This is a genomic window from Helicobacter pylori oki112, from assembly GCF_000600085.1.
Classification (GTDB): domain Bacteria; phylum Campylobacterota; class Campylobacteria; order Campylobacterales; family Helicobacteraceae; genus Helicobacter; species Helicobacter pylori_CY.
Window position 1 is genome coordinate 495,330 of the sequence record NZ_CP006821.1, and the last position, 20,995, is coordinate 516,324.

The following is a 20,995-nucleotide window of genomic DNA, read 5'->3' on the forward strand; positions in this document are numbered from 1 at the left end:
GCATAACGCCAAATGTGTTTTTTAAACTCTGATTTTTCTTTTAAGAAACTGATGCCGTATTTTAGGATAAAGCAAAGCCTTTTTGGGGAGCAAAACGAAGTTAAAAGGGCGTTTGTGGGGGTGTCTTCAGGGCTTTTTGGGCAGTCGGTGCTTTTGAGGTTAAATTCGTTTAAGATTCTTTTTTGAATTTCTTCAAGCGATCGATGGTTTTGATGGTTTTGATGACTTTGATCATTTTCGGGGGGGGGGGGTAATATCTAGCTTATTGGCTTCAACAAAGCGTTGGAAAATAGGCGAATAAGAAGCGCTATAAAACGCGCCTTGATCGAGGTTGTTTTCATCATAGGGTAAGTTATCGCTAAAGAGCCAAATTTGTGCAAGGTTATAAAAAACTTTGTTTTCGGGGTTTTCATAGCGTTTGATATGGCGATCTTTTTCCTCTCTAATGCCTTGTCCGGCTAAAGGCTGCTTAACTTCTATAATCACCAAAGGCAAGCCATTGATAAAAAGAGTGATGTCAGGCCTAAAGGATTTGTAGGGTAATTCGGTCATCATTTCATAAAGATTGTTGTTAGGGTTATCAAAGTCTATGATTTGATTTTCGCTTTTGAGCAAGTATTCATAAAAGCTTTTGCCCAAATCATCATAATTCAAGCGTTTTTTCATTTCAGCAAGCGTTTCTTTTGCGTTTTTAGTGGGGTTAGGGTTTAATCGCTCAAAGGATTGAGTGAAACTATCTATTAAGATATTGGTGGCGGTGTCTAGGTTAGGCTTATTTTTTTGAGAAATAAAGTTATAGCTCAACTTGGCTAAATGCATTAAGGCAGGGACTTGAACCCTTGTGATTTCATTGTATGGCATGCACACCCCTTTGATTTAAGGTTGTTATTATAGTGTAAAAACAAAAATCATGGTTGTTTGAGCTGCATTTGCAATAACAAACAAGCTTTTTTAAGGAATTGTTTTAAGGTGTTTTGAGAGTGGTTGATAAAATTTGTCAGCTCATTTTCTTTAAGATGCAATGAAACGATTAAAACGCTTTGTAAGATATGAGCGACACTCCCTTCAAATAAAATGCCTATGGTGGGGGTTTTGGCGCTGGCTGTTTGGCAAAACCCACTCAAGCTATCCACCCATTCAAATATTTCTTGCTTGGTTTTACAAGGCGTGTTTAAACGCATGAAAAAATCCTCTTTAAAACTCATCAGATTTTTTTGTAAATTGTTTAAATCCTTAGCATGATTATTTTTAGGGCTAAACATGCTTTTAATGCGAGCGATAGCGTCTTGTTTGTTGATTTGTTTCAATTTCACTTGAGAGTGATTAAGGCTAACGGCATGCTTGATTTTTGCCCCATAGCTTAAATTATAGACTTTTTTAGGCTGGTAATGATGAAGGGCTTCTTCAATCCTTTCTTTAGAGAGCAAAAAAAGCGAGTCGCTAAAAGTTTCATAACCTTCAACATTACCCTCTACGCTGATTAAAGACGAAGTGTCAATTTCTTTTTCATTTTCATAATAGGAATTTTGAGCGTGCTTTTTAAACCCTTTGATATAAGCACAATCTAAAGCGCACAAATAAATTTCATCGCTCATCAAACCCGCTAAAGCCACCCCTGCATTGCCCACAAAAGGCGCTGCGTATTCTATATTTAAAGGGCTTATATACGCGCAAGCGCTCCCCCCACGCATAAACATGAACGCTTCTTTGGCTAAATTAAAAGCGTTAGGATTGAGCATGTTAGCCCCCATTAAGGGGGTGTCTTCTAGGGGGGCTTTTTCTAAAACTTCCTTAAGATAGTCTATGCGCTCCACTTCTATTTGAAAATCCACTTTAATGCCATGCGTTTTTAAAGGCTTTAAAGCGGTTCCGCATGAAAAAATAATGAAATTATCTTCATTTTCTTTTAAAAAATCTAGCAATAAATCCAGGCTTGGCCCATTACCCACCACGCAAATAGGGGCGTTGATCTTTTTAGGTTTAATCTTTAGAGTTTTGTATAAGGGTAAATTTTTGAGCGTGTTCTTTAGCCCTAGCAATTCATCTTCAAAACTCCCCCAACCCCTTAAGGCTTGTTTGTAATAGCTTTGAATGTTTTCTCGCATGCGCATATTAAAAGCGCTTTTATAGGGCATGATTTCTAATTTTAAAAAAGAATGCGTAACAGGGCGTTTCAAAAAATCCATTTTCAATTCATTAGGGTTAAAAAACCCTTGAATAAAGAGTTTAGCCCCTTTTGTAATCAAATCTTCATAACGCACAAAATAACAACTGATTTTAAACAAATCTAAATTTTCTTCAAACAAATAAAGCGAATGGAAGCGGTAATTTTGAGCCTGTAAAATAGCCAAAAACAAGCCGTCTAAAACGCCATAAATCATGGTAGGGGGTAAGAATTTCTTTAAAGAGCAAGGCGTTTGATGATTATCTAAAAAGTTTGAAATCGCATGCGTGGCTTTAAGGGTTAGGGGGAGTTGGTGGTTATTTTGAGTTTTTAAATAATGTAAAGAGAGGTGGTTATTGTCTAATGACCACCTGGGATTATTCAAGGGGTTAGAAGCCATGTTGAAAGCGGTTTCTATCATTTGATTTTCAGGGTAGCTTAAAGCGTTTGTAGGCGTGTGCAAGAGGTTGAAGTGGTTTTTTTCAAAAAGCAATTGGTAATTTTTAAAAGGCGTATTGAGGGCGTTAAACAGATTGGGATTATAAGATTTGAAAAAAACTAAATTATCCCTAAAACGCTTTGAAATTTCTTTTTCTAAAAAGGGTGCATCAAAAGATTCTAGGGCTTTTAAAAAGGGCATTCAATAGCCTTTTTCATCACACCCTTATGAGTCTTTTAAATCTTTTTCTAAGAGTTGGGAAGCGAGGGCGATTTTTTTCAACGAGATAAAATCTTGTTCGCTGTAGCGTTTGTTGTCATTCATTTTATGGTAGTAGGGGATGCTTAAATCCAGGGCTTTTTTTTCTAAATCTTGCTTGGTGGTGTGAGTTTGGATTTCAAAAAGACTTTTTGCTTCTTCTAAAGACATAGGGATTTCTATTGCATTGAAGCGTTCAAAATTGTCATAAAGCTCGTTAAAATCTTGATTGTCTATCTGCAAAAACGCCCCCACATCTAAAAACAATTCTTTTTCTTTGCTATCTAGTATCCCATCAGCATAGGCCAATAACATAAGAAATTCCACTAATTTCAGGCGTTTGGTGTATTCCCCATGCGTGTGATCGGCGATTTCTTGGCATAAGGATTCAAAACTTTCTTTTTGATCCACAGGCTCATTGAGAAGCTCTTTGGCTAAATTTTGCTGTTCGCTGTTTAAGGACTGCTCTAATTCATGGATAAAAAGCGTCCTTAAAGCGTTATCCAAAGCGTTTTTTTGAATGTCTAAAAACTTTAAAAGACGCATATACGCTCCTATTTGGGTTTGCTTGAATTTGTCTAGGGGGCTAGATTGCGCTAACAAATAGGGGTCATTTTTCAAGTCGTATTCTTCGGTTTTGGTTTTAGGGTTTAGGGGGTTTTTCAAATATTCTTTGAGGGTGTTGTAAAAATAAAACAACACAACCGCCGCAACAATTAATAAAATGATTTCCATTTTTTTCCTTTATGAGTATTTTTTCATTTGTTCTTTAAGATCTTGTTTTTGCCTGCTCTCTCGCTCTTTTTTGGCTTGATAAAGACGCATTTGCTCTTCTTTTTGCTTGTCTTGTAAGATCATTTTCCTCTCATGGTTTTTTTTAAGCCGTTCTATGTATTCTTCTCGTTTTTCTGGGTCTTGGAAACTCACAGGGCGGATGAAAAAAACAAACAAGATCAATAAAAAAATCCCTATAGCGATAATCTCAGAGCCTTCGCCATTGAAAGCATACCAAAGCCCTCCCATCAAAGAAGCGAGCGCGAGTTTTAAAAAAGCGTTCATCTTAAATGAAAGTAACCTTATGATAATGCGTATCAAGCCCTAAAGCTTGCGTGTTTTTTTCCCCCATAGCCATTAGCGCGATTTGAGGTAAAAATAAAGTGGGGGTGTTGTCATTATCTCTTTTATAAACTTTTGAAGCTTTTAAGCTTAAATTTTCAAAAGCGTGAAAAAGCCCTAAAGAATGCACGATTAAAAAATCCGCCCCCAAATCAATCCCCAAATAGCGTAAATGCGCGCACTGGAGTAAGCCACTTGTTTCATTGACTTCTAAAAGGGGGGCGTAATTTTGAAAAGATTCTAAAAAATGGGGGGCTTTTAAACGGATTTTATTGAAAAAATGATCGCTTCGTTTAATGCGAGAAAATTCAGCCCCTAAAAATGCGTCAAAAGGGCTTTTCAATTCCCATGCCAAAAATTCATTAACCCATTCATTAAGATAGACGATCTCAACGCCTTTTTCATAAACAAGCTGGTATTTTTTCAATTTTTCATTGACGGAGTTGATGATTTCAGGGTTATTGTCTAAAACTTCTTTAGCATGCAAGATATTCAAATACGCGTCTTCTTCGCAAAAAATGAGCGAAACGCCATTGGCTTTGGCTAGAGCCAGATTATACGCAGAGACCGTGAGGAAATCATGCGTGCTTATAATCTTCCCATAATAGCCCCCATCATAACAAAAAGGCAGATCAATGATTTTTTGCCCCATTTTTTCCAAATAAAGCTTAGCACTTTTTAGGAGCGATTGCGCGTCTAAATGCTTCGCATAAGCGTTAAAGAGCGCACAAGTTTTAGGGGGGTTGGGCGTTTTAGGGGGGTTAGAGTTGTATTGAAAAAGGCTTAAAAGGTTTTTAGAAAAATCCTTCCATGGCTTGATTTTGGAATTGGTTAGGATTTCTTGCAATTCATAGATTTCATGGTCAATGTTGTCATCGTTTTTATAGAGATAATGCGCCACGCTTAAAAAATTCATCACACCGCTTTCAGGTTGAGAAATCATCTCTAACAACCGATCCCGCTCTGTGGGGTAGCGCTTCATCAGCCATTTAACATACAAGAAAAAGCCATCGCCCAGATATTTAGGGTTGGTTTGAGGGTTGATGAAATTGATTTGGATAAACTTTTCTAATTCTTCTTTTTCGCCTTTAGTGATGTAGGGGACTTGTTTGAAAAAATCTTCATAGTTTTTTAAAACCGCCTTTTCATCAATCACCAAGTCTTTTAAAGCGTATCGTTTGGATAGGGGATCTAGCACCCACTCTTTAGAAAAAAACGCCACCAAATCGCTCACTTTAGCGTCTTCAAACACCGCAATTTGATTGATTTTAAGTGCAATATTTTCATTATAGCTCACGCCTTTGAGTTGTTTTAAAAGATCCAAAAGGTATTGATCTTCTTGGTATTCTAAAAAATAAGACTCATAAGAAGGGTTGTAATCTTTGTTGGTTTCAAAACGAAAGACTCTTACATGCAATTTCAAAACGCTCATCAATCAGTCCTTTAGCTTTTGTGTAAATTTTCTAAAATCGCACGGTTTTTGGAATTGGAAAAAAGAGCCTCTTTAGAATCCAGCCATTCTTTAGACTCTCGCTCGTCTTTTTTTGGCTCTTGAAGGGGTGGTTCTTCTTTGTGGAACACTTCAAGCGAATCGCAACGATTGAATAAAACGACATTTTCATTTTTTTCTTTGATAAGGATTTGAATGATTCCAGGAAGTTTTACTTGAACCACGCTGCCAATATTGTTAGGGCCAAACCCGGCTTCAAACTGCACGCTTTGTGCGTCAATCATCAAGCTTTCTAATGTGTATCCGGCTAAAACAAACAGCACTAACGCACCGAATTTTTCATGAATTTCTTTAGGGAGCTTGGGGGAAAAATCAATCGCATCTCTTTCGCACAAAAGGTTGAAACTCAAATGGTTTTTGGACAGAAATTGCAAGTATTCAACGCAATGCTTGTTGTTTAAAAGCCTTAATTCTCTTTGCATGCGAGCAACCTTTCAAATTCTTCTAACAAATGACGCACCTCTTGCATGCCAATTTCCCAAAATTCTTTGCTATCAATATCAAAGCCAAACATGGACACTAATTCTTTAGGGCTTTTTGACCCTCCTAAGCTCAAAAATTCCGTGTAAGTTTTAACAAACTCTTTAGCGTCGCTTTTTTTATAAAGCCCATAAAGCGCCAAAGTTAAAAGCTGCCCGTAACTATAAGCGTAGCAATAAAAAGGCGAATGGATAAAATGGGGGATATAGCTCCACCACAAATGGTAGTTTTTAGTGAGTTTCACGCTCTTTTCAAACATTCTTTGATTTTCTTCAAACCAGATTCGATCAAAATCTTTGGTGTCTAATTCTTCATCAATTTCATGGATTCTTCTTTCAAAATTAGTCATCACCACTTGCCTAAAAAGGGTAGAAAAAATATCCTCTAATTTGCCGGTTAGCATGAAAAGGAGCTCGTCAGATTTTAACCCTTTTTTTAAATGCTCAAAAAACAGCATTTCAGAAAAGACAGAAGCGGTTTCTGCGGTGGTTAAGGGCGTATCCATGTTCAATATGCCTTGTTTTTTGGACAATTCTTGGTGGATCATATGCCCAAATTCATGAGCGATAGTGAAAGCGTCTCGGCGATTTCCTGTGTAGTTTAACAACACATAAGGGTGAGCGCTAGGCACCCCGCCATGGCTAAAGGCCCCGCCTTGCTTAAAGTCTTTAGGGTGTGAATCCACCCAGCCTTCTTTAATCGCTTTAGAAGCGATTTTGTAAAATTCTGGGCTAAAGGCTTTAAGGGTGTTAAGCACTTCTTCTAAAGCTTGAGAGTAAGTCATGGTGGTATTTTCATCGCTTAAAGGGGCGTAGCGATCGTAATCTTTGAGTTTATGCCCTAAAATTTGCGCTTTTTGATGGTAGTAACGATGCACTAAAGAAAAATTAGCGTTCACAATCTCTATCATGCTATCCACGCTCTCTTGGGAGATCTGGTTGTCAATGTGGCGGAAACTCTCTTTTTTATCGTATTTTCTCAGTTTGGTTTCAATGAGCAAATCCTTACGAACCATGTTTAAAATGTAAGTGAGTAAAGGGCGGGATTTTTCTAACGCTTTACTGAAAGCTTTTTGAGATTTTTTACGGATCTTGCGTTTGGGGTTGTGCAAGAGGGCTAAAATCTCTTCCTCGCTCAAATGTTGCTCTTCAAAAGGGATTTTCAAAGAAGAAAAATGTTCATCAAAAAGACGGCTAAACGCACCCACCCCCACAGGTGAAAGGGCTAGAGCGATCTTTTCTTCATCTAAATTTAAGGTGTGCTTTTTCTTTTCTATGAGATTGTTTAGATAAAAAGCATGGTCTTTGCATTTTTTAATGAAAGCGAGTTGTTTTTTAGCGTCCAAATTCTTGAATTCAATTTCAAAGAATAAAAGGTGTTGTTGGATATTCGTGCAAGCCATTTCGCATTGCGAATAAAACTTCGTTTCTTTGGAATTTTTAGCAAAAAGCAATTGAGCGTAAGTCATCGCTCTAGAAATCTTTTCTGACAAATTTTCGTAATGTTTAAGAGTGTTGGCAAATTTTGTAGCGTCTAAATTTTTAAGGTTATTTTGATAAGCACTCTCAAATTCTTGCGCTTCTGTTTGTAAGGTTTTTAAAAATTCTTCTGCACTTTCTTTATTTTCAAATAAAGCGCTTAAATCCCATTCTTGCTCTTTCATGAAATCCCCTTTTTATATTAATTTGGAGTTAAAATACGCTCGTATTTTAACATAACACTCACAATACAAGCAAACTTATCATTTGGTTTTTGCACCATTATTTTTTAGCCGGCTCATTTTCTTGGCTCTTTTGGTGCAAAATAAATTGAGCGATAGATTCCAGATATTTTAAAATAAAAGGGGTTGCTAACATAGAAAAGACCACCATAAGAATAAGGAGCTGGTGGATGTCATTTTGAGCGATACTTAAGATATTTTTTTGGTGCAAAAAACCAAGAATCCCTTTTTTTTCTTGCAAATTAAAGAGCTGGTACGAGCCTGAATTTAAAAAGATAACAAAAGAAAACTCCCCGATTTGCGCTAAAGAAAGAGCGGTTTTTATGGCAGTTTTAGCGTCTCTAAAAAAACGCAAGAGCGCATAAATGATAGCCGTCTTAAAACCCATCACTAAAATGAGTAAAAAAATGACAACAAAGAACTTCTCCATAAAGAAACTCACATTAATTTGCATCCCTATCGTAATGAAAAAAAGGGCTAAGAAGAGGTTTTTTAATTGCGCGAATTCTTCTTGGACATTGATTTTATAGCGCGATTTAGAAATCGCCATGCCCACAATGAACGCTCCTAAAGACATAGAAAACCCAAAAAAATGGCTCAACCCCGCCGCGCTGCAAACAATCACTAAAATCGTGCCTATAAAAATTTCAGGCAAGCGTGTGTCTTTTGCTTGCTCTAAGATGAGATTAGCCCCTTTTTTTCCAGGCAATAACAAAAGAACTAAAATAATCCCTGCTGAAATAAAGGTTTTAAGAATGAGTAAATTGACATTAGAATCTTTACTGCCTAGAATAGTGAGGATTAAAAGCATGGGAATGGCTGCAATATCTTGGAAAATCAAAATCCCCACCGCACTCTTTCCCATGGGCGTGCTAAGCTGTTTGGAATCTTCAAAGAATTTCAGCACAATAGCGGTTGAAGAGAGCGAAAGCCCCATGCCTAAAACAAGGGAAAAAATGGGCGAAAGACCCAAAACAAAATACCCCAGTAAAAAAGCGATTAAAGCGCATAAAACTACTTGTAAAAGCCCAAAAACCAGCACTTCTTGTTTGATGGATTTGAGCTTGTCAAAATTAAACTCAATGCCTATCATAAACATTAAAAAGACGATACCAAATTCACCAATATCAGACAACAAATTAAAATCATTAATTTTAAAAAAAGCCGCTAAAACCGTTCCTGTGCAAATGTAACCAATAATAACAGGCATGTCTAATTTCTTTAAAAAGATCCCAAAGCCCACAGCAAGCCATAAGCCAGCAATAACAATATAAAGTGTGCTGTTTTCCATAAAAATCTTTCCCCAGTAGAATCGATTTGTTTTAAAGAAATCAAAGCGAAACTATCCTATTAAATTGAGTCATTAAATAACACTATTGAATAAAATAATATCTATCAAATATATATAAGTATTTTATTATTTAAATCTTACTAAACCCGTATTCAAACGCAAACACCAAACACTCTATTGAGTAAAATAAAAATTAAAACGCTAGGATTATACTGCACTAAAACAAACTTTCTATTTATGAAAAAGATTTTTGAACCCCAACCTTTTAAGAGTTGGCCAGGGTTTGATTTGATGAAGAAGAGCGAACGAAAGAATAAACTAGAAAGTGAAGACATAATCCACATACCAAGAATAGTAGCGGATAAGCCCTACATCTTTACTGCCCTGATTAACCATAGGGAATTTCACGCCCGCTTCAAACGCACTGCGATCCCCAACGCGCATTCTTCCGCCTAAATTCCATAAGAACTGGAATCTCGTTTGATTGACATCATAAGGGAACATCCAAGTGTTTCCGGCTAATTGAACGCCACCAATGAGACCCAGAGCGAATTTATCTAAAGGAATGAGATTGACAATCAAATCGCCACCGCCACCATAGGTGAGCAAATTGGTTTTGGTGTGTTCAGTCCCTGAAGTGTTAAACCAATCTAAAAAGCCATACACCCTAGCCCCAAACCATTTATCGGCAAAGCCTACAAAACCTAATTTGAAATTCAAACCATAAAGATCATTGCCATGGCGCCAATCAGAGTAACTGCTGTTATAAGGGCCATAACGACCTTGCTGATAACCCGCACCCATAAAAAACCCATTCACTTCGCCAGCAAGCGCTAAACTCGCGCTCAAGCTTAAAATACAAGCAATCTTTTTAATCATAATAAATCCTTCTTGTTGAATTAAAGTTACACCTTAAAATCGGTTATTTTTCTAAAAGATTTAATTTTTTATCAAAGATGAGAGTTTTAGAGTGAAAATATTGATTAAATCATGGATAAGTGGGATACACCCACCAAACCGCCTCAAACTTTTAAAATACAAATTTTTAAGATACAAATAGGTATAATCACCAACTTCAATTTAATAAAAGGGAGTTCTATGAAAAATACTTTCAAAGCGTTTGTCTTTTTAATCGTATTTTTTTCAAGCGCTCTGTTGGCACAGGATTTAAAAATCGCTGCTGCTGCTAATCTCACACACGCTTTAAAAGCCCTTGTTAAAGAGTTTCAAAAAGAACACTCAAAAGACGCTATTAGTATTAGTTTTAATTCTTCAGGCAAACTCTACGCTCAAATCATTCAAAACGCCCCTTTTGATTTATTCATTTCAGCGGATATGATTAGACCTAAAAAGCTTTATGATGAAAAAATAACCCCTTTTAAAGAAGAAGTCTATGCTAAAGGCGTGTTGGTTTTATGGAGCGAAAATCTAAAAATGGATTCTTTAGAAATTCTTAAAGACCCTAAAATCAAGCGTATCGCTATGGCTAATCCTAAACTAGCCCCCTATGGAAAAGCCAGTATGGAAGTCTTAGAGAATTTAAAACTCACTTCTAGTCTTAAACCTAAAATCATTTATGGCGCTTCTATTTCTCAAGCCCATCAATTTGTCGCTACTAAAAACGCTCAAATAGGCTTTGGAGCGTTATCCTTGATTGATAAAAAAGATAAAAACCTCTCTTATTTCATCATTGATAAAGCCCTTTATAACCCTATTGAACAAGCTTTGATCATCACTAAAAATGGGGCTAATAACCCTTTAGCCAAAGTCTTTAAAGATTTTTTATTCAGCCCTAAAGCTAGAGCTGTCTTTAAAGAATACGGCTATATTGTGGATTAAAACGCATAAAAAAGGCGAACAATGGAGTTTTTGATTACCATGCGTTTGAGCTTTTCTTTAGCTTTGATTACCACCCTTATTTTACTCCCTATAGGGATTTTTTTAGGCTATTTTTTAAGCCTTAAACGCAATCTTTTAACGAGCTTAACAGAAACGCTTGTGTATATGCCTTTAGTTTTACCCCCAAGCGTGCTAGGGTTTTATCTTCTTTTAATTTTTTCGCCTTCTTCTTTTTTGGGAGCGTTTTTACAAGATGTGTTAAATGTGAAACTTGTTTTTAGTTTTCAAGGGCTTATTTTAGGGAGCGTGATTTTTTCCTTACCCTTTATGGTAAGCCCTATTAAAAGTGCGTTAATTTCCTTGCCCACTTCTTTAAAAGAAGCCAGTTATAGCTTGGGTAAGGGGGAATATTACACCCTTTTTTTTGTCCTGCTCCCTAACATCAAACCCAGTTTATTGATGGCTATCATCACAACTTTTACGCACACTATAGGTGAATTTGGCGTGGTGATGATGCTTGGGGGTGATATATTAGGGGAAACAAGAGTGGCTAGCATTGCGATTTTTAACGAAACTGAAGCGCTCAATTATTCTAAAGCCCACCAATACGCCTTAACGCTCACGATTATCAGTTTTAGTCTCTTGTTTGTTACCCTGTTTTTGAATAAAAAACAAAGCTCGTTTTTATGATAAAAGTGCGATTTAAAAAACACCTTTTAGGATCTAGGGGTGCGTTTGATTTGAATATAGACTTAGAAATTAAAGAAGCAGAAGTTGTCGCTTTATTAGGAGAATCGGGAGCGGGTAAAAGCACGATTTTACGCATTTTAGCGGGGCTTGAAGCGGTGGATAGTGGCTATATTGAAGTCAATCATTCAGTATGGCTAGACACTCAAAAAAAGATTTTTTTAAAACCACAACAACGAAAAATCGGCTTTGTGTTTCAAGATTACGCCCTATTTCCGCATTTAAATGTGTATCAAAACATCGCCTTTGCTCACCCTAAAGATAAAAATAAAATCCACGAAGTGTTACGCTTAATGCGTTTAGAAAATCTAAGCCAGCAAAAAATTCTTCAACTCTCTGGCGGGCAAGCCCAACGAGTCGCTTTAGCAAGAGCTTTAATTGCAGCCAAGAATTTATTGCTTTTAGATGAGCCTTTAAACGCCCTAGATAGCGCCTTAAAAAACGAAGTGCAACAAGGTTTGCTTGATTTTATCAAGCGTGAAAATTTAAGCGTGTTATTGGTGAGTCATAACCCAAACGAAATAACCAAACTCGCGCAAACTTTCCTCTTTTTAAACAATGGAATTATTGATTCTAATCAAGAAAATCGGCTTTTTTCAAACCGCTTGTTGATAAAACCTCTCTTTGAAGATGAAAATTATTGCCATTATGAGGTCATTCCTCAAACGATTAGTTTGCCCAAAGATTGTCTGAATCCAACTTTTAAGCTTGATTTCAATCAAGGCAAAAAATTTTAGAAATATTTTTTCATTTTCCTCTTAAAACTCTCTTATTTTTAAACTTTATACACCCATTTCAGTGTTAGGAATAACGCTAAAGTTTTAGGAAGTCGCTCTCATAACAACCGCTAAAATCAAGCTCTTTTATGATTAGCGTTCAATGAAAACAGAGCCAATTTTTTAGTTTTTCAAAAACTTTTCTATTCTTTTGACGCTCTCTGTTTTGCCTAAAATAAAAAGTGCTTCTTTAAGGCCTATCCCGCCCCCCTTACCCAAAAGGGCCAATCTTAAAGGCTGCATAAAACTACCCGCTTTAATCTTTTCTTCTTCAATGATTTGGTGCATGGCGTTTTCTAGCGCGCTTTCATCGTTGAAATTGGTTGTATTTAATTCCAATTTAAATTTTTCTAACAAGGGCATAACGAACGCTTGATTGAGTTTTTTAAAAACCTTTTCTTCATACTCTATAGGAGCGGTTAAAACCTCATCTATTTTAAGGGCTAATTCTTTTAGGGTTTGAGATCTTTCTTTGAGGGCGTCCAACAAGCGATTTAATTGAGTGGGGTTTAAATGCGAGAGATCGCTAAAACTAAAAGGCTTTAAAAGTTTTAATAATTCTTGCGCGCTTTGGTTTTTTAAATAATGAGCGTTGAGCCAATTAAGCTTGTGCCAGCTAAAGCAACTGGGCGAAGAATTTAAATCTTTGGGGTCAAAACATTCCAATAATTCTTGCATGCTAAAAATCTCTTTATCTTGATAGCTCCACCCCAAACGCGCTAAAAAATTCACTAAAGCTTCCTTAAGATAACCCCTTTCTTGATAGTCCATCACATTAGTGGCCCCATGGCGTTTGCTTAATTTTTGCCCTTCTTCATTCAAAATCATCGGCACATGGAAAAAATTAGGGATTTTAAAATTTAAAGCCTTATAGAGAACGATTTGTTTAGAGGTGTTAGAAAGGTGATCATCGCCTCTAATCACATCAGTAATCCCCATTAAAGCGTCATCAATAGTAACCACAAAGTTATAAGTGGGGACTCCATCGCTCCTGGCGATAATAAAATCGTCTAATTCGTTAGTATTCACTTTCACTTCGCCTTTAACCCCATCATTAAAACCAATGATTTCATTTTGCGGGACTTTGATCCTTACCACAGGATCTATGCCTTTAGGGGGCGTGCCTTTAAAATCACGATAACGATTGTCATAGCGTGGGGTTTCTTTCCTGGCCTTTTGTTCTTCTCTCAAAGCGTCCAACTCATCTTTACTCATGTAGCAATAATAGGCTTTGTCTTCATCTAAGAGTTTTTGGATATATTCTTTATAAATTTCAAAGCGTCTGGATTGGTAGAGGACTTCGCCATCGTATTCTAGCCCTACCCATTTGAAAGCCTCTATAATGGCGTTAGCCGCTTCTATAGAGTTACGGCTCAAATCCGTATCTTCAATGCGTAAAAAAAATTTTCCTTGATTGGCTCGTGCAAAAAGATAATTGAAAATGGCTGTTCTTAAGCCTCCTATGTGGAGATAGCCAGTGGGCGATGGAGCGAAGCGCGTAACGATCAAACTCATTATTCTAACCTTAAAAATAAAATACTCTTATTGTATTCAAAAATGGCTTAAAAATGGTTTCACTTTTTTCTATTAAAATTAGTGTATGATTGAGATTATTTTTGATTAGGATCAACCCATGCAAAAAGCCTTATTACATTCATCATTCTTTTTACCTTTATTTTTATCTTATTGTATCGCTGAAGAAAATGGGGCGTATGCGAGCGTGGGTTTTGAATATTCCATTAGTCATGCCGTTGAGCATAATAACCCCTTTTTGAATCAAGAACGCATCCAAATCATTTCTAACGCTCAAAACCAAATCTATAAACTCAATCAAGTTAAAAATGAAATCACAAACATGCAAAACACCTTTAATTACATCAACAACGCTTTAAAAAACCATGCTAAATTAACCCCCACTGAAATGCAAGCCGAACAATACTACCTCCAATCCACCCTTCAAAACATTGAAAAAATCGTCACGCTTAGCGGTGGCGTTGCATCTAACCCTAAACTAGCCCAAGCGTTAGAAAAAATACAAGAACCCACCACTAACCCTTTAGAATTTGAAGAAAACTTAAAAAATTTAGAATTGCAATTTTCTCAATCTCAAAACCGTATGCTTTCTTCTTTATCTTCTCAAATCGCTGCAATTTCAAATTCCCTAAACGCGCTTGATCTTAACTCTTATTCTAAAAACATTTCAAGCATGTATGGGGTAACTTTGAATGTGGGTTATAAGCATTTCTTCACCAAGAAAAAAAATCAAGGGTTTCGCTATTATTTGTTCTATGACTATGGTTACACTAATTTTGGTTTTGTGGGCAACGGCTTTGATGGTTTAGGCAAAATGAATAACCACCTCTATGGGCTTGGGATAGACTATCTTTTCAATTTCATTGATAATTCGCAAAAACATTCTAGCGTGGGTTTTTATGCGGGCTTTGCTTTAGCGGGGAGTTCGTGGGTAGGGAGTGGTTTGAGCATGTGGGTGAATGAAACGGATTTTATCAACAATTACTTGACCAATTATCAAGCTAAAATGCACACGAGTTTTTTCCAGATCCCTTTGAATTTTGGGGTTCGTGTGAATGTCAATAGGCATAACGGCTTTGAAATGGGCTTGAAAATCCCTTTAGCGGTGAATTCCTTTTATGAAACGCATGGTAAAGGGCTAAACACTTCCCTCTTTTTTAAACGCCTTGTGGTGTTTAATGTGAGTTATGTTTATAGTTTTTAGGGGGGTAAATGCCTTCAAACGCTCTTTCTGTTGAAGAAATCGCTCGCCTAATCAATGTTTCTCATAACAGCGTGCATAACTGGATCAAAACCAATCTTTTAGAGAAACTAGAGATTGATTCAAAAATTTATGTGAAAATAAGCTCTTTTTTAGATTTTTGCCGCAACTATTTAGGGAAAAACAAGCTTAACAAATACGCTAACAAATCCTTAAAAAGCGCGCATAACCATCAAGAATTGATTTTAAAATACCTAAAAATATTAGAAAATAGCTCTGATTTAGAAAAGTTGGGATCTTATTATGAAGAAGAGCTTTCTAACACCACCAGAAATTTAGAAGGCATTTACTACACTCCTAATAAAATAGTAGAACAACTTTTCACTCTCCCTAAAGATTTTGATGCTTCTCAAGCGATTTTTTGCGATCCGGCTGTGGGGAGCGGGAATTTTATCATGCATGCTTTAAAACTGGGGTTTAAGGTTGAAAATATTTATGGCTATGATACGGACGCTTTTGCTATCGCTTTGACTAAAAAGCGTATTAAAGAGCGTTATCATTTAGATTGCCCTAATATTGTGCAAAAAGATTTTTTAAATTTAAAACACACCCCACAATTTGATTGCATTTTCACTAACCCGCCATGGGGTAAGAAATACAATCAAAACCAAAAAGAAAATTTCAAACAGCGATTCAACCTCTCTCAAAGCCTAGATAGTGCGTCGCTCTTTTTTATAGCGAGTTTGAATTGCTTAAAAGAAAACGCTCATTTGGGGCTATTATTACCCGAAAGTTGTTTGAATATTGATGCGTTCAGCAAAATGCGAGAAATGGCTCTGAAGTTTCAAATTAGAAGCCTTATTGATTTTAACAAGCCCTTTAAAACCCTAATGACTAAGGCTGTGGGTTTGGCGCTTAAAAAAACCCCTAACAAGGATCAAAAAATCTCATGCTTTTATCAAAATAGTGGGTTCAAACGCTCGCCCTCTTCTTTTTTAAACAACCCTAAAAAGATTTTTAATATCCATTGCTCTAGCAAAGAAAATAAAGTTTTAGACCACCTTTTTTCCCTTCCTCATATAACTTTAAAAAATAACGCTCATTTTGCTTTAGGGATTGTTACAGGCAACAACAAAGAAAAATTACACTCCAAACAAGAAAAAAATACCATTCCTATTTTTAGAGGTTCAGATATTTTAAAAGACAGATTAAAAGCCCCTAGCCAATTCATTAACGCTGATTTAAAAGACTGCCAGCAAGTCGCTCCCTTAAGCCTTTATCAGTCTAGAGAAAAAATCGTGTATAAATTCATTTCTTCAAAGCTTGTCTTTTTTTATGATAACAAGCAACGCCTTTTTTTAAATAGCGCGAACATGTTTGTTTTAAAAGAAAATTTTCCTATCAACGCTAATACGCTAAAGGAATTATTAAACAGCGATTTAATGCAATTTATTTTTGAATCGCTTTTTAAAACGCATAAAATTTTAAGAAAAGATTTGGAATGTTTGCCCCTATTTGCACAATTTATCAACAATAGTTTTGATGAAAAATTTTATTTAAAAAATTTAGGGATAGAAAAAAAAGACCCTAAACATTTTGCAATCAGGAAAAACCATGCATGTTGCTTGCCTTTTGGCTTTAGGGGATAACCTCATCACGCTCAGCCTTTTAAAAGAAATCGCTTCCAAACAACAACCCCTTAAAATCCTAGGCACTCATTTGACTTTAAAAATCGCCAGGCTTTTAGAATGCGAAAAACATTTTGAAATCATTCCTCTTTTTGAAAATGTCCCTGCTTTTTATGATCTTAAAAAACAAGGCGTTTTTTGGGCGATGAAGGATTTTTTATTGCTGTTAAAAGCGATTAAAAAGCATCAAATTAAACATTTGATTTTGGAAAAACAGGATTTTAGAAGCGCTTCTTTAGCCACATTCATTCCCATAACCACTCCCAATAAAGAGATTAAAAATGTTTATCAAAACCGCCAGGAGTTGTTTTCTCAAATTTATGGGCATGTTTTTGATCATTCTCCATACCCCATGAATTTAAAAAACCCTAAAAAGATTTTGATCAACCCTTTCACAAGATCAACAGAGCGAAGTATCCCTTTAGAGCATTTGCAAATCGTTTTAAAACTCTTAAAGCCCTTTTGCGTTACGCTTTTAGATTTTGAAGAACGATACGCTTTTTTACAAAATGAAGCCGCTCACTATCGCGCTAAAACCAGTTTAGAAGAAGTTAAAAACCTGATTTTAGAAAGCGATTTGTATATAGGGGGGGATTCGTTTTTGATCCATTTGGCTTACTATTTAAAGAAAAATTATTTTATCTTTTTTTATAGGGATAATGACGATTTCATGCCGCCTAATGGTAAGAATGAAAATTTTCTAAAAGCCCACAAAAGCCATTCTATAGAACAGGATTTAGCCAAAAAATTCCGCCATTTGGGGCTATTATAATATTGTGTTATACTTCTAATTTCAATTTTGCTTGTTAGGACATTTATGAAAAATATTAGAAATATCGCTGTAATCGCGCATGTTGATCATGGGAAAACCACTTTAGTAGATGGCTTACTTTCTCAATCTGGCACATTTAGTGAGAGGGAAAAAGTGGATGAAAGGGTGATGGATAGCAATGATTTAGAAAGAGAAAGAGGCATTACTATCCTGTCTAAAAACACCGCTATTTATTACAAAGACACTAAAATCAATATCATTGACACTCCCGGGCATGCTGATTTTGGGGGCGAAGTGGAGCGCGTTTTAAAAATGGTGGATGGGGTGTTGCTTTTAGTGGATGCGCAAGAAGGGGTCATGCCTCAAACTAAATTCGTGGTTAAAAAGGCTTTGAGTTTTGGGATTTGCCCTATTGTGGTGGTGAATAAAATTGATAAGCCCGCCGCTGAGCCGGATAGAGTGGTGGATGAAGTTTTTGACTTGTTCGTAGCGATGGGGGCTAGCGATAAGCAATTGGATTTCCCTGTGGTGTATGCCGCCGCACGAGATGGCTATGCGATGAAAAGTTTAGACGATGAAAAGAAAAATTTAGAGCCTTTGTTTGAAACGATTTTAGAGCATGTGCCAAGCCCTAGCGGGAGCATTGATGAGCCTTTGCAAATGCAAATTTTCACGCTTGATTATGACAATTATGTGGGCAAAATCGGTATCGCTAGGGTGTTTAATGGCTCGGTTAAAAAGAATGAAAGCGTGCTGTTGATGAAAAGCGATGGGAGTAAAGAAAATGGCCGTATCACTAAGCTTATAGGTTTTTTAGGGCTGGCTAGGACGGAGATTGAAAACGCTTATGTGGGCGATATTGCAGCGATTGCTGGGTTTAACGCAATGGATGTGGGCGATAGCGTCGTTGATCCTGCTAACCCCATGCCTTTAGACCCCATGCATTTAGAAGAGCCTACAATGAGCGTGTATTTTGCCGTCAATGATTCACCCTTAGCTGGGTTAGAAGGAAAGCATGTTACTGCTAACAAATTGAAAGACAGGCTCTTAAAAGAAATGCAAACCAATATCGCTATGAAATGCGAAGAAATGGGCGAAGGTAAGTTTAAAGTGAGCGGGCGTGGGGAATTGCAAATCACTATTTTAGCTGAAAATTTACGCCGTGAAGGGTTTGAGTTTAGCATTTCACGCCCTGAAGTCATTATTAAAGAAGAAAATGGTGTTAAATGCGAGCCTTTTGAGCATTTAGTGATTGACACGCCTCAAGATTTTAGCGGGGCTATCATTGAAAGATTGGGCAAAAGAAAAGCCGAGATGAAAGCAATGAATCCCATGAGTGATGGCTATACAAGATTAGAATTTGAAATTCCTGCAAGAGGACTTATCGGTTATAGGAGCGAGTTTTTAACCGACACTAAGGGCGAAGGCGTGATGAATCATAGCTTTTTGGAATTCCGCCCTTTCAGCGGGAGCGTGGAATCGCGCAAAAATGGGGCGCTAATCAGCATGGAAAATGGCGAAGCGACCGCTTTTTCCCTTTTTAATATCCAAGAGAGAGGCACGCTTTTTATCAACCCCCAAACTAAGGTTTATGTGGGCATGGTCATTGGCGAGCACAGCCGGGATAATGATTTAGATGTCAATCCTATCAAATCCAAGCACTTAACCAACATGAGAGCGAGCGGGAGCGATGATGCGATCAAACTCACCCCGCCTAGGACTATGGTGTTAGAAAGGGCGTTAGAATGGATTGAAGAAGATGAGATTTTAGAAGTTACCCCCTTGAATTTAAGGATCAGAAAAAAGATTTTAGACCCTAACATGAGGAAAAGGGCGAAAAAATAAATAGAATTTTTTGGAATGCATGCCAATTTATTTAACCAAAACATTAGTAAAAAAGATGTTTTTTTGCACAATTTACGCTCCAATAATGGGCGTTACAAACGCTACATAAAAGCCCCTTTAAGATATGGTGGGGGCAAGTCTTTAGCTGTAGGGTTAATAGTGGAGTATATACCTAATGGTGTGCGTAGGATTATTAGCCCTTTTATAGGTGGGGGGAGCGTAGAAATTGCATGCGCAACAGAGTTGGGTTTAGAAGTGTTGGGTTTTGATATTTTTGACATTTTAGTGAATTTTTATCAAGTGTTGCTCAAAGACAAACAAGCTCTTTATAATAATTTGCTCTCTTTAGAACCTACGCAAGAAACTTACAACATTATCAAACAAGAGTTAAAAGCCCATTATAGAAAAGAATGCGTTTTAGACCCTTTAATTTTGGCTAGAGATTATTACTTTAACTTTAATTTAAGCTATGGGCCAGGATTTTTAGGGTGGATGAGTAAAATTTACACTGACAAACAACGCTATCTAAACGCCCTTTTAAAAATTAAAGATTTTAACGCCCCTAGTTTAAAGGTGGAATGCTCTAGTTTTGAAGAAGTGTTGCTCGCTTATCCTAATGATTTTTTCTATCTTGACCCCCCTTATGTGTTAGAAAATTCTAAAATGTTTAAGGGGATTTATCCTATGCGTAATTTTCCTATCCACCATAATGGTTTTAAACATGAAGTATTGGCTCACATGCTAAAAAGGCATAAAGGGCCATTTATTTTAAGTTATAATGACTGCGAATTTGTAAGGAATGCTTATAAAGATTTTAAAATTTTAGAACCATCTTGGCAATACACTATGGGACAAGGCGAGATCAGAATGGGTAAAAATCGCTTAGAAAGAGGCGATAATAACCATGTCAAACAATCTCATGAGTTATTGATTATCAAGGAGTAAAAATGTATATTAGCGAAGTCAAAACTGCCTTTAAAATCGCTGATGTAGAATACGTGAAAGACAGCACAAAGTTAAATTTTAACTATCTTAAGGATTTAAAAGATGAAAATAATCAATCTTTATCTCAAAATATTTTAACTCAAAATGTGGCTAGAGTGTATTTAATTGTAGTGAATGGTGAGATTAAAAAAATCGGTGGTTCTCAAGCAGATGGTGGGATTAAAAGCACGCTCAATATTTATAAAGATGGGGGAGTCAAAGGGAGGCCTAGTATTAGAAGTTTTGGCGTGTGGTATTTTCTTTATCACACAATACTCACAGGGGCTAAAATAGAATTTTACATGATTTATCAGCCTAATTTTGAAACTCAAGTGAAAGGCTTGTTTGGTTTTCATGCAATCAAAGATGCAAGTATAAGCTATAAACTTTTAGAGCAAGCTTGCCTGACGGATTATAGAAACAATAGCAATGACGCGTTACCCGAATGGAATGTGCAAGAGCAGGGCAAAGATTGGCCAAATGATATTAAAGATGAGCATGCCAATATCACTCAAAAAGCTCAAAACAGAGAAAAGGCCGTCCATAGAAAAGCGATTGACAAACCTAGTGGAACTTTAAAAGATTAAGAAATAGTCTTAACCCAACCTCAAAAAAAAGAACTTTAAGTTTTT

The 20,995-nt window shown here is 36.6% G+C and carries 21 protein-coding genes; 10 read left to right on the top strand and 11 right to left on the bottom strand.

Going from position 1 to position 20,995, the window contains the following annotated elements; genetic code table 11:
- Nucleotides 1–51 precede the first annotated feature (51 nt).
- On the top strand, nucleotides 52–186 hold the full coding sequence (locus HPOKI112_RS08555; RefSeq protein ID WP_268744241.1) for a hypothetical protein: 135 nt from the start codon (nucleotides 52–54) through the stop codon (nucleotides 184–186).
- Between the two features lie 45 nt (nucleotides 187–231).
- On the opposite strand, the gene HPOKI112_RS08315 is transcribed toward HPOKI112_RS08555, so the two are convergent.
- The 10 genes from HPOKI112_RS08315 to HPOKI112_RS02445 all read right to left on the bottom strand — a co-directional run bounded on the left by HPOKI112_RS08315 (nucleotide 232) and on the right by HPOKI112_RS02445 (nucleotide 9,857).
- A complete protein-coding gene (locus HPOKI112_RS08315) occupies nucleotides 232–861 on the bottom strand; it encodes a restriction endonuclease subunit R (RefSeq protein WP_025309692.1) in 630 nt (209 codons plus the stop codon).
- Nucleotides 862–908: 47 nt separating this feature from the next.
- Nucleotides 909–2,804 carry a motility associated factor glycosyltransferase family protein gene (locus HPOKI112_RS02410; protein ID WP_025309693.1) on the bottom strand — a complete coding sequence of 632 codons (1,896 nt, stop codon included), beginning with the start codon at nucleotides 2,802–2,804 and terminating at the stop codon, nucleotides 909–911.
- Between the two features lie 24 nt (nucleotides 2,805–2,828).
- The gene (locus HPOKI112_RS02415) at nucleotides 2,829–3,596 is read right to left on the bottom strand and encodes a TerB family tellurite resistance protein (protein ID WP_025275768.1); all 768 of its coding nucleotides are present in this window, start codon (nucleotides 3,594–3,596) and stop codon (nucleotides 2,829–2,831) included.
- A 9-nt stretch (nucleotides 3,597–3,605) separates the two neighbouring features.
- Nucleotides 3,606–3,920: a hypothetical protein gene (locus HPOKI112_RS02420; RefSeq protein ID WP_024117443.1), complete on the bottom strand. Its 315-nt coding sequence runs from the start codon at nucleotides 3,918–3,920 to the stop codon at nucleotides 3,606–3,608.
- Nucleotide 3,921: 1 nt separating this feature from the next.
- The gene (locus HPOKI112_RS02425) at nucleotides 3,922–5,409 is read right to left on the bottom strand and encodes a DUF5644 domain-containing protein (protein ID WP_025309694.1); all 1,488 of its coding nucleotides are present in this window, start codon (nucleotides 5,407–5,409) and stop codon (nucleotides 3,922–3,924) included.
- Nucleotides 5,410–5,420: 11 nt separating this feature from the next.
- Nucleotides 5,421–5,909 (bottom strand): hypothetical protein, encoded by a 489-nt coding sequence (locus tag HPOKI112_RS02430; protein ID WP_025276763.1) that lies wholly within the window; start codon nucleotides 5,907–5,909, stop codon nucleotides 5,421–5,423.
- Complete coding sequence (locus HPOKI112_RS02435) at nucleotides 5,894–7,630, bottom strand: M3 family oligoendopeptidase (protein WP_025276764.1); 1,737 nt, start codon at nucleotides 7,628–7,630, stop codon at nucleotides 5,894–5,896. Before HPOKI112_RS02435 ends, HPOKI112_RS02430 begins: the two co-directional genes overlap by 16 nt.
- 97 nt (nucleotides 7,631–7,727) lie before the next feature.
- Nucleotides 7,728–8,978, bottom strand: coding sequence for a cation:proton antiporter (locus HPOKI112_RS02440; RefSeq protein WP_025309695.1), 1,251 nt, complete (start codon nucleotides 8,976–8,978; stop codon nucleotides 7,728–7,730).
- 152 nt (nucleotides 8,979–9,130) lie between these two features.
- Nucleotides 9,131–9,313, bottom strand: coding sequence for a hypothetical protein (locus tag HPOKI112_RS08425; RefSeq protein WP_080276259.1), 183 nt, complete (start codon nucleotides 9,311–9,313; stop codon nucleotides 9,131–9,133).
- Nucleotides 9,297–9,857, bottom strand: coding sequence for an outer membrane beta-barrel protein (locus tag HPOKI112_RS02445; protein WP_025309696.1), 561 nt, complete (start codon nucleotides 9,855–9,857; stop codon nucleotides 9,297–9,299). Before HPOKI112_RS02445 ends, HPOKI112_RS08425 begins: the two co-directional genes overlap by 17 nt.
- 219 nt (nucleotides 9,858–10,076) lie before the next feature.
- On the opposite strand from HPOKI112_RS02445, the gene modA reads away from it, so the two are divergent.
- From modA to HPOKI112_RS02460, 3 genes are read left to right on the top strand one after another with little or no spacing between them, the layout of a single operon-like run.
- Nucleotides 10,077–10,817 (top strand): molybdate ABC transporter substrate-binding protein, encoded by a 741-nt coding sequence (modA, locus tag HPOKI112_RS02450; RefSeq protein WP_025309697.1) that lies wholly within the window; start codon nucleotides 10,077–10,079, stop codon nucleotides 10,815–10,817.
- A 21-nt stretch (nucleotides 10,818–10,838) separates the two neighbouring features.
- The gene (modB, locus tag HPOKI112_RS02455; protein ID WP_025309698.1) at nucleotides 10,839–11,507 is read left to right on the top strand and encodes a molybdate ABC transporter permease subunit; all 669 of its coding nucleotides are present in this window, start codon (nucleotides 10,839–10,841) and stop codon (nucleotides 11,505–11,507) included.
- Nucleotides 11,504–12,301, top strand: coding sequence for an ATP-binding cassette domain-containing protein (locus tag HPOKI112_RS02460; protein WP_025275774.1), 798 nt, complete (start codon nucleotides 11,504–11,506; stop codon nucleotides 12,299–12,301). Before modB ends, HPOKI112_RS02460 begins: the two co-directional genes overlap by 4 nt.
- A 162-nt stretch (nucleotides 12,302–12,463) precedes the next feature.
- Here the strand turns inward: HPOKI112_RS02460 and gltX are convergent, their stop codons facing one another.
- Nucleotides 12,464–13,855 (bottom strand): glutamate--tRNA ligase, encoded by a 1,392-nt coding sequence (gene gltX, locus HPOKI112_RS02465; RefSeq protein WP_025276768.1) that lies wholly within the window; start codon nucleotides 13,853–13,855, stop codon nucleotides 12,464–12,466.
- Between the two features lie 118 nt (nucleotides 13,856–13,973).
- Here gltX and hopJ point away from each other — a divergent pair, with 118 nt between their 5' ends.
- Genes hopJ through HPOKI112_RS02495 form a run of 6 tightly spaced genes read left to right on the top strand, consistent with a single transcriptional unit; the run spans nucleotide 13,974 to nucleotide 20,950 of the window.
- A complete protein-coding gene (gene hopJ, locus HPOKI112_RS02470) occupies nucleotides 13,974–15,077 on the top strand; it encodes a Hop family outer membrane protein HopJ/HopK (protein WP_025309699.1) in 1,104 nt (367 codons plus the stop codon).
- Between the two features lie 8 nt (nucleotides 15,078–15,085).
- The gene (locus tag HPOKI112_RS02475; RefSeq protein WP_025309700.1) at nucleotides 15,086–16,723 is read left to right on the top strand and encodes a class I SAM-dependent methyltransferase; all 1,638 of its coding nucleotides are present in this window, start codon (nucleotides 15,086–15,088) and stop codon (nucleotides 16,721–16,723) included.
- Nucleotides 16,689–17,534, top strand: a complete 846-nt coding sequence (locus HPOKI112_RS02480; protein WP_025309701.1) for a glycosyltransferase family 9 protein — start codon at nucleotides 16,689–16,691, stop codon at nucleotides 17,532–17,534. Before HPOKI112_RS02475 ends, HPOKI112_RS02480 begins: the two co-directional genes overlap by 35 nt.
- Nucleotides 17,535–17,579: 45 nt before the next feature.
- Nucleotides 17,580–19,379, top strand: a complete 1,800-nt coding sequence (gene typA, locus HPOKI112_RS02485) for a translational GTPase TypA (RefSeq protein ID WP_025275779.1) — start codon at nucleotides 17,580–17,582, stop codon at nucleotides 19,377–19,379.
- A 15-nt stretch (nucleotides 19,380–19,394) separates the two neighbouring features.
- Nucleotides 19,395–20,324 carry a DNA adenine methylase gene (locus HPOKI112_RS02490; RefSeq protein WP_025309702.1) on the top strand — a complete coding sequence of 310 codons (930 nt, stop codon included), beginning with the start codon at nucleotides 19,395–19,397 and terminating at the stop codon, nucleotides 20,322–20,324.
- A gap of 2 nt (nucleotides 20,325–20,326) precedes the next feature.
- Complete coding sequence (locus HPOKI112_RS02495) at nucleotides 20,327–20,950, top strand: GIY-YIG nuclease family protein (protein ID WP_025275781.1); 624 nt, start codon at nucleotides 20,327–20,329, stop codon at nucleotides 20,948–20,950.
- The last annotated feature ends 45 nt before the right edge of the window (nucleotides 20,951–20,995 follow it).